Genomic DNA, 6,896 nt, shown 5'->3' with positions numbered 1-6,896 from the left:
GCGAGGCGGCCACCCAGGGCGCCGCCACCGGCGGCCCGGCGGGCGGCGCGGTCGGCGGCAGGCCGGGCGGTGCCCCGCAGGTCCCGCCCCAGGGCGGCGTCCCCGCCGCCCCGGCGGCCCCCGCCGCGCCGGCCGCACCGCTCACGGGCGGCCCGGGCAACCTCGTCCCGGCCCCGGTCGGCGGACTGGTCGACGACCTCACCAACGGGCTCACCGGCGCCAAGCCCTCGCCCAGCGCGGACGCCGCCGCCCCGGCGCCGGCGCCGGACCAGTCCCCGGCCGCACCGGGCGGGACACCGAGCGCCGCGAGCGGCGATGCCGCCCAGCAGGGCGTCGAGGTGCCCCCGCTGATCCCGGGCCTGCTGCCCGGTCTGCGGATCCTCGGCGGCTGACGGGCCCAGGAGGACGGCACGGCCCCGGCGGACACCCTGTCCGCCGGGGCCCGCCCGCGTCGGTCGGCCCGGGAGGCGCACCCGGGCGGGCCGATCCGGGTGCTCGGCCGACCCGGGCGGGCCGTCAGAAGAACACCGACCGCCGCTGCACCAGCAGCTGGTAGAGCGTGTGCTGAATGGTCTCCCGCACCTCGTCCGCGAGGTCGAAGACCAGCATCGGGTCGTCCGCCGCCTCCGCCGGGTGCCGGTCGGTGGCGATCGGCTCGCCGAACTCGATGATCCACTTGGTCGGCAGCGGCACCGCCCCTAGCGGCCCCAGCCACGGGAAGGTCGGCGTGATCGGCACGTACGGCAGGCCCAGCAACCGGGCCACCGTCCTGAGGTTCCCGATCATCGGATAGGTCTCCTCCGCCCCGACGATCGAGCACGGCACGATCGGCACCCCCGCCCGCAGCGCCGAGGAGACGAAGCCGCCCCGGCCGAACCGCTGCAGCTTGTACCGCTCGGCGAACGGCTTGCCGATCCCCTTGAAGCCCTCCGGCCAGACCCCGACCAGCTCGCCGCGCTCCAGCAGCGCCCGGGCGTCCTCGTTGCAGGCCAGGGTGTGCCCGGCCTTGCGGGCCAGCTCGTTGACGCCCGGCAGCACGAACACCAGGTCGGCGGCGAGCATCCGCAGGTGCCGCCGGTTCGGGTGGTGGTCGTGTATCACCACCTGGGTCATCAGGGCGTCCAGCGGGATCGTCCCGGAGTGGTTGGCGACGATCAGCGCACCGCCCTCGGCCGGGATGTTCTCGATCCCGCGCACCTCCACCCGGAAGTACTTCTCCGCCAGCGGCCGCAGCAGCCCGAGCAGCACCTCCTCGGTGAGCTCCCGGTCGAAGCCGAACTCGTCGACCTCGTAGTCGCCGGTGATCCGGCGGCGCAGGAAGGACAGGCCGTCGGCCGCCCGGTCCTCCCAGCCCTTGCCGAACGCCTGGGTCGCGGCGGCGCCGAGCCGCCCGGCCAGCGCGCCGCCGACGGCGTCGGCGACCCGGTCGGCCAGGCCGGGGCCGCCGGCCGGCGGCTCGGTCCAGCTCGGGGCGGACTCGATCGGGATGACCTTCGCCTCGCCCGGCGCGTTCTCGGCGGCGGCACTCATGCGGGTTCAGCTCCTGGGTCGGTGCGGTCGGGCGGAGGTGGCGGCACCGGCGGCGGGCCCGGCCAGCAGCGCGGCCAGGCCGTCGGTGACGGCGGTCAGCCGCCGCGGCGGCAGCAGGCCCGGCGACTGCGCGGCGGCGAAGTCCGCGAAGGCCTCCGGGGTGGTGAACGCCGGGCGGTAGCCGAACGCCTCGCGCAGCCGCGCGGTGTCCACCACCCGGCCGTGGGTCAGCAGCCGCAGCTGCTCGGGCGAGACGTCGACCAGCCGGGTCTGCCGGGCCAGCCCGGCCATCCAGCTGACGGCGGGCAGCAGCAGCGGCAGGGTCGGCCGGCCCAGCCGGCGGGCGCACTGGGAGAGCAGCAGCACGCCCTCCCCCGCGACGTTGAAGGTGCCGGTGTTCACGGTGCCCGGCCCGGCCGGGAAGGAGGACCGGCAGAGCACCTCGACCACGTCGTCCTCGTGGGCGAACTGCAGCCGGGGGTCGTAGCCGAGGACGGTCGGCAGCACCGGCAGCGCGAAGTAGTCGCTCAGCGGGGTGTCGGCGCCCGGGCCGACGATGTTGGCGAACCGCAGCACGGTGACCGCGACGTCCGGGCGGCGCCGGGCGAAGCCGCGGACGTAGCCCTCCACCTCGACGGCGTCCTTGGCGAAGCCGCCGCCCGGCAGCACCTTCGGCTGGGTCCGCTCGGTGAACACCGCCGGGTCGCGCGGCGCCGAGCCGTAGACGCCGGTGGTCGACTTCACCACCAGCCGCCGCACCCCCGGCGCCTTCTGGCAGGCGCCGAGCAGCTGCATGGTGCCGATCACATTGGACTCCTTCACCGCGGAGCGGTGGGTGGAGCCCAGGCCGGTGGCGCTGACCGCGAGGTGGACGACCGTGTCGACGCCGTGCTCGGCGATCACCCGCGCCACGGCGGGGCGGCGCAGGTCGAGCTGGTGGAAGCGGTACGGCGCGGCGGGCCCGTCCGGCTCCGCGAGCGCGCGCAGCGCCGGGCGCGGCGGCTGCACGTCCACGCCGACCACCAGGTCCACCCCCGGCCGGCGGCGCAGCTCGGCGGCGAAGCGGGCGCCGAGGTGACGGGCCACGCCGGTGACGAGCACGACCGTTCCCACAGCGCTGCACCCCATTCCTCGGCCCGGGAGGCCTGCGTGCACCGTACCGCGCCACCCTTGCGGGCCGGGAAACGACACCGCCCGCCCAGGCCGTGGAGGCCGGGGCGGGCGGTGCGAAGCGCTGGGCGCGCGAGGCGCGGCCCGGGGGCGCTTACTTCTTGTTGCGACGCTGAACGCGGGTCCTCTTCAGAAGCTTGCGGTGCTTCTTCTTGGCCATACGCTTGCGACGCTTCTTGATGACAGAGCCCACGGAACAACCCTCGCTCACTGAGACTCTCGCCCGTGAGAGACGGAGTCCATACGACTGACGGAGGGCCTAGCCTACATTCCACACGCCCAGGGCCGTAATCGCGCTCCCCGAGGCGGGCGAACTCAAGGCGAATCCGGGGCGAACGGACACGGGGTCCACCGTGGTGGACCCCGTACCCGGACCGGCCCGCCTACGCGCTCTCAAGCCGCACGTAGGACTCCTTGAGGTACTCGTGCACTGCCTGCTGGGGCACCCGGAACGAGCGGCCGACCCGGATGGCGGGCAGCTCACCGCTGTGCACCAACCGGTAGACCGTCATCTTGGAGACCCGCATGACCGCGGCCACCTCGGCCACGGTCAGGAAGACGACGTCCTGCAAGGGGCGTTCGCCGGAACTCATGACCATCACCCGACCCTTACCCGTGTGCAAGGCACCGGCTTCCCCTCCGGTGACTCCACCGGCACACGTGTATCCCCAGAGTAGTTATGGGTGGTACCAGTGGGAAGAGGGAGAAGCGCAGTCCTCGTACGGTGAGGGATAAGTCCGTTGCAGTACGTAGCCGATCGGCGGTCTGCACTAGTCGGCGTGCGCACGGAACGCGACCGCGCACCAGGTCTTCACAAGCGGTGGCACCGGTTCGGCCGCCCGGGTCAGGGCATCAGGCCGTGGTGCGGCAGGACGGCGCGGCGGGTGGCCAGGATCGCCTGGTCGAGGCGGTCCGCCGGATCGTATCCCGCGTCGAAGTCCCGCCAGACCGGACGGGCGCCGTCGGTCATCCGCAGCGGGGCCGGGCGGCGGGTGCGCCGGTAGACCTCGGCGCGCCAGGACTCGGGGGTCTCGGTGGCCGGGTCGACCGGGCGGCCGGCCGCGGTGGCGACCAGGTGGGTCCAGGTCCGCGGGACGACGTCGACGACCGCGTAGCCGCCCCCGCCGAGGGCGATCCAGCGGCCGTCGGCGTGCTCGTGGGCCAGCGCGTGCAGCTCCTGGGCGATGGCCCGCTGGGCGTCCACGGTGACCGCGAGGTGGGCGAGCGGGTCCTCCAGATGGGTGTCGGCGCCGTGCTGGGTGACCATGACCTGCGGGCGGAAGGCGGCGAGCAGCTCGGGCACCAGGGCGTGGAAGGCGCGCAGCCAGCCGGTGTCGCCGGTGCCCGCCGGCAGCGGGAGGTTGACGGCGGAGCCCTCGGCGCCGGGGCCGCCGGTCTCGGTGGCCCAGCCGGTCTGCGGGAAGAGGGTGGCGGGGTGCTCGTGCAGCGAGACGGTGAGCACCCGGGGATCGTTCCAGAAGGCCTCCTGGACGCCGTCGCCGTGGTGGACGTCGACGTCGACGTAGGCGATCCGCTCGGCGCCGAGTTCGAGCATCCGGGCGATGGCGAGCGCCGGGTCGTTGTAGACGCAGAAGCCGGAGGCGCGGTCGGGCATGGCGTGGTGCAGGCCGCCGGCGAAGTTGACCGCGTGCGGGGTCTCGCCGCGCCAGACGGCCTCGGCGGCGGCGACGGACTGGCCGGCGATCAGCGCGGAGGCGGAGTGGACGGCGGGGAAGGCCCAGTTGTCGTCGGTGCCGAGGCCGTGCCGCACGTCCTGCCGCTCGGGGTGGGCGGCCGCGTACTTGACCGCCTCGACGTACGCGGCGGTGTGCACCAGGCGCAGGGTGGACTCGCCGGCGGGCGGCGCGGAGCGGACGGTGACACCCGGTCCGGCGGCGAGGCCGAGATCCTCCACCAGGCGCATGGTGAGCGCCAGCCGGGTCGGGTCCATCGGGTGGCCCGGGCCGAAGTCGTAGGCGGTGACCTCCTCGTCCCAGAAGAGGTGCAGGCCGCAGGAGGTGTCACGCTCGGCTTCGGGCATGGCGTCCACCGTAGTGGGTGGGGGCGGCCCGGCCGGGCAACGGGTCCTTGAACGCCGGTGGTACGGGCGTCAGGCCCCGGCCCGGTCGGCCCCCGTCGGCGCGGGCGCCGGGGCCGGGACCGCGGGGGCCGGGGTCGGGGCGAAGCGGTCGGCGAGCGGCAGGACGGCCAGCACCAGCAGCATCGGTGCGAGCAGCGCCCAGCGGTACGAGCTCGCGTCCGCCAGGGCGCCCACCAGGGGCGAACCGATCAGGAAGCCGACGTAGTTGAACAGGTTGAGCCGGGCCACGGCGGCGTCCGAGTCCGCCGGGAAGAGCCGTCCGCCGGCCGCGAAGACCTGCGGGATGATCGCGCAGATCCCGAGGCCCAGCACGGTGAACCCGGCGATCCCGGCCCAGGCGCCCGGCGCGGCGGCGGCCGCCGCGAAGCCGAGCGCGGCCAGGGCGGCGCCGCCGCGCACCACCGGGACGGCGCCCCAGCGCTGCACCGCGCGGTCGCCGAGCGCCCGGCCGAGCAGCATCGCCACCATGTAGCCGAGGTAGGAGAGTTTGGCGACGTCCTCGGGGCTGTCCAGCCCGTCGGTCAGGTACTTGACGCTGTAGTTGGAGACCGAGGCGTCGGCGATGTACGCGAAGGCCATCGCCAGGCAGAGCGGCAGCAGCGGGCGCCAGGGGATCGTCCGGGCGGCGGCCTCGGCGGCCTCCCGGACGGCGTCGCCGAGCTCGGCGGGCCCGGCGAGCCGACGGCCGGCCAGCAGCGCCATCGGGGCGATCACCGCGGCCGCCGTCCCGAACAGCACCGGCAGGCCGAGGTCGTAGTGCGCGCCGAGGCCGGCGACGGCCGCGCCGAGGATGCCGCCGAGGCTGAAGGCGGCGTGGAAGCCGAGCATCACGGAGCGGCCGAAGCGGTGCTGGAGGCCGACCCCGAGCATGTTCATGCTGGCGTCCAGCGCGCCGACCAGCAGCCCGAAGGCGCCGAGGGCGAGCGCCAGCTGCCAGAGCGCGTCGCCGAGGCCGACGGCGGCCAGGGTGACGCAGACGGCCGGCTGGACCACCCGCAGCACGGCCCGCGCGCCGGTCCGGCGGACGAGCCGCTCGGAGGCGATCGACCCCACGCCGGCCAGGACCGGCACGGCGGCCAGGAAGAGCGGCAGCAGCGCGTCGCTCAGCCCGTACCGGTCCTGGATCTCCGGGATGCAGGTCACCAGCAGGGCGAAGGTGACGCCCTGGAGCAGGAAGCCCGCGGCCAGCGCGGCCCGCCCGGCCCGGAGGCCGGGCGTGATCGCCGGGTTCGCGGGACGATCGGCGTGGTCGGCGTCCTCGGTTCGCACATGCACCTCGCTACTGGCCGGTACGGCGGTGGTGAGGCGAGATCGTAGGGCCGGACGGGCGATCGCGGGAGGGGGTGCGCACGACCCGCGTACGACCGGCGTACGACCGGCGACGGCCGGCGACGGCCGGCATGCGACCGGAGGGTGCCGCGGGCGGGGCTACCGGCGCCGGTCGAGCAGGGCGGGGACCTCGGCGAGGTCGGCGATCAGCCCGGTGGCGCCGGCCGCGGTGAGCTTCGCCGGGTCGGTCAGCGCGGTGTAGCCGTAGACGTCCATGCCGGCCGCGCGGGCGGCGAGCACGCCGTTGGGACTGTCCTCCAGCACCAGGCAGGCCGCCGGGTCGACGCCCAGGGTGCGGGCCGCGTGCAGGAAGAGGTCCGGCGCGGGCTTGCCCACGCCGACGTCCTGGGCGCTGAAGATCCGCTCCTCCGCGAGGTGGCCGCGCAGGCCGGTGGTGTCCAGCGCGGCACGGATCCAGCTGTGGTGGGCGGAGGAGGCCAGGCAGTAGGGCACGGAGCGCCGCTGGAGTTCCTTCAGCAGCGCCTCCGCGCCCCGGACGGCGGCGAGCCCGGTGGCGAAGGCGTCGAAGACCCGGCCGTGGAAGGCGTCGTCGAAGCCCTCCGGGAGCCGGGCGCCGTCGTACCGCTCGGCGATCACGTCGTGCACCCGGTGCGCGGCGGTGCCCATGAAGTCCCGGTAGGAGTCCTCGATCGTGGTCGGGTAGCCCAGCTCGGTCAGGTACTCGGCCAGCAGGCGGTTGGAGAGCGGCTCGCTGTCCACCAGCACACCGTCGTTGTCGAAGATCACCAGCTCATAGGTCATGTGT

7 protein-coding genes and 1 pseudogene are annotated in these 6,896 nt (G+C 75.1%); 1 reads left to right on the top strand and 7 read right to left on the bottom strand.

Translation table 11 applies throughout. The features are described 5' to 3' along the window. Nucleotides 1-392: pseudogene (locus ACFVFS_RS06155) on the top strand (hypothetical protein); the annotation flags it as partial. Nucleotides 393-516: 124 nt separating this feature from the next. On the opposite strand, the gene ACFVFS_RS06150 reads toward ACFVFS_RS06155, so the two are convergent. The 7 genes from ACFVFS_RS06150 to ACFVFS_RS06120 all read right to left on the bottom strand — a co-directional run bounded on the left by ACFVFS_RS06150 (nt 517) and on the right by ACFVFS_RS06120 (nt 6,892). Continuing rightward, complete coding sequence (locus ACFVFS_RS06150; RefSeq protein ID WP_380620659.1) at nt 517-1,530, bottom strand: lysophospholipid acyltransferase family protein; 1,014 nt, start codon at nt 1,528-1,530, stop codon at nt 517-519. A gap of 6 nt (nt 1,531-1,536) precedes the next feature. Further along, nucleotides 1,537-2,643, bottom strand: coding sequence for an NAD-dependent epimerase/dehydratase family protein (locus tag ACFVFS_RS06145; RefSeq protein WP_380620657.1), 1,107 nt, complete (start codon nt 2,641-2,643; stop codon nt 1,537-1,539). Nucleotides 2,644-2,794: 151 nt separating this feature from the next. Beyond that, a complete protein-coding gene (locus ACFVFS_RS06140) occupies nt 2,795-2,893 on the bottom strand; it encodes a 30S ribosomal protein bS22 (RefSeq protein WP_003948845.1) in 99 nt (32 codons plus the stop codon). 190 nt (nt 2,894-3,083) lie between these two features. Next, nucleotides 3,084-3,293 (bottom strand): helix-turn-helix domain-containing protein, encoded by a 210-nt coding sequence (locus tag ACFVFS_RS06135; protein WP_045937940.1) that lies wholly within the window; start codon nt 3,291-3,293, stop codon nt 3,084-3,086. Between the two features lie 251 nt (nt 3,294-3,544). Then, nucleotides 3,545-4,741: an acetoin utilization protein AcuC gene (locus ACFVFS_RS06130; RefSeq protein ID WP_380620655.1), complete on the bottom strand. Its 1,197-nt coding sequence runs from the start codon at nt 4,739-4,741 to the stop codon at nt 3,545-3,547. Nucleotides 4,742-4,810: 69 nt separating this feature from the next. Continuing rightward, complete coding sequence (locus ACFVFS_RS06125) at nt 4,811-6,070, bottom strand: MFS transporter (protein ID WP_380620653.1); 1,260 nt, start codon at nt 6,068-6,070, stop codon at nt 4,811-4,813. Between the two features lie 159 nt (nt 6,071-6,229). Then, nucleotides 6,230-6,892: an HAD family hydrolase gene (locus ACFVFS_RS06120; RefSeq protein WP_380620651.1), complete on the bottom strand. Its 663-nt coding sequence runs from the start codon at nt 6,890-6,892 to the stop codon at nt 6,230-6,232. Between the last annotated feature and the right edge of the window lie 4 nt (nt 6,893-6,896).

This window comes from Kitasatospora sp. NPDC057692 (genome assembly GCF_042799475.1).
Lineage (GTDB): Bacteria > Actinomycetota > Actinomycetes > Streptomycetales > Streptomycetaceae > Kitasatospora.
This window is presented reverse-complemented; position numbering and strand designations above follow the sequence as displayed.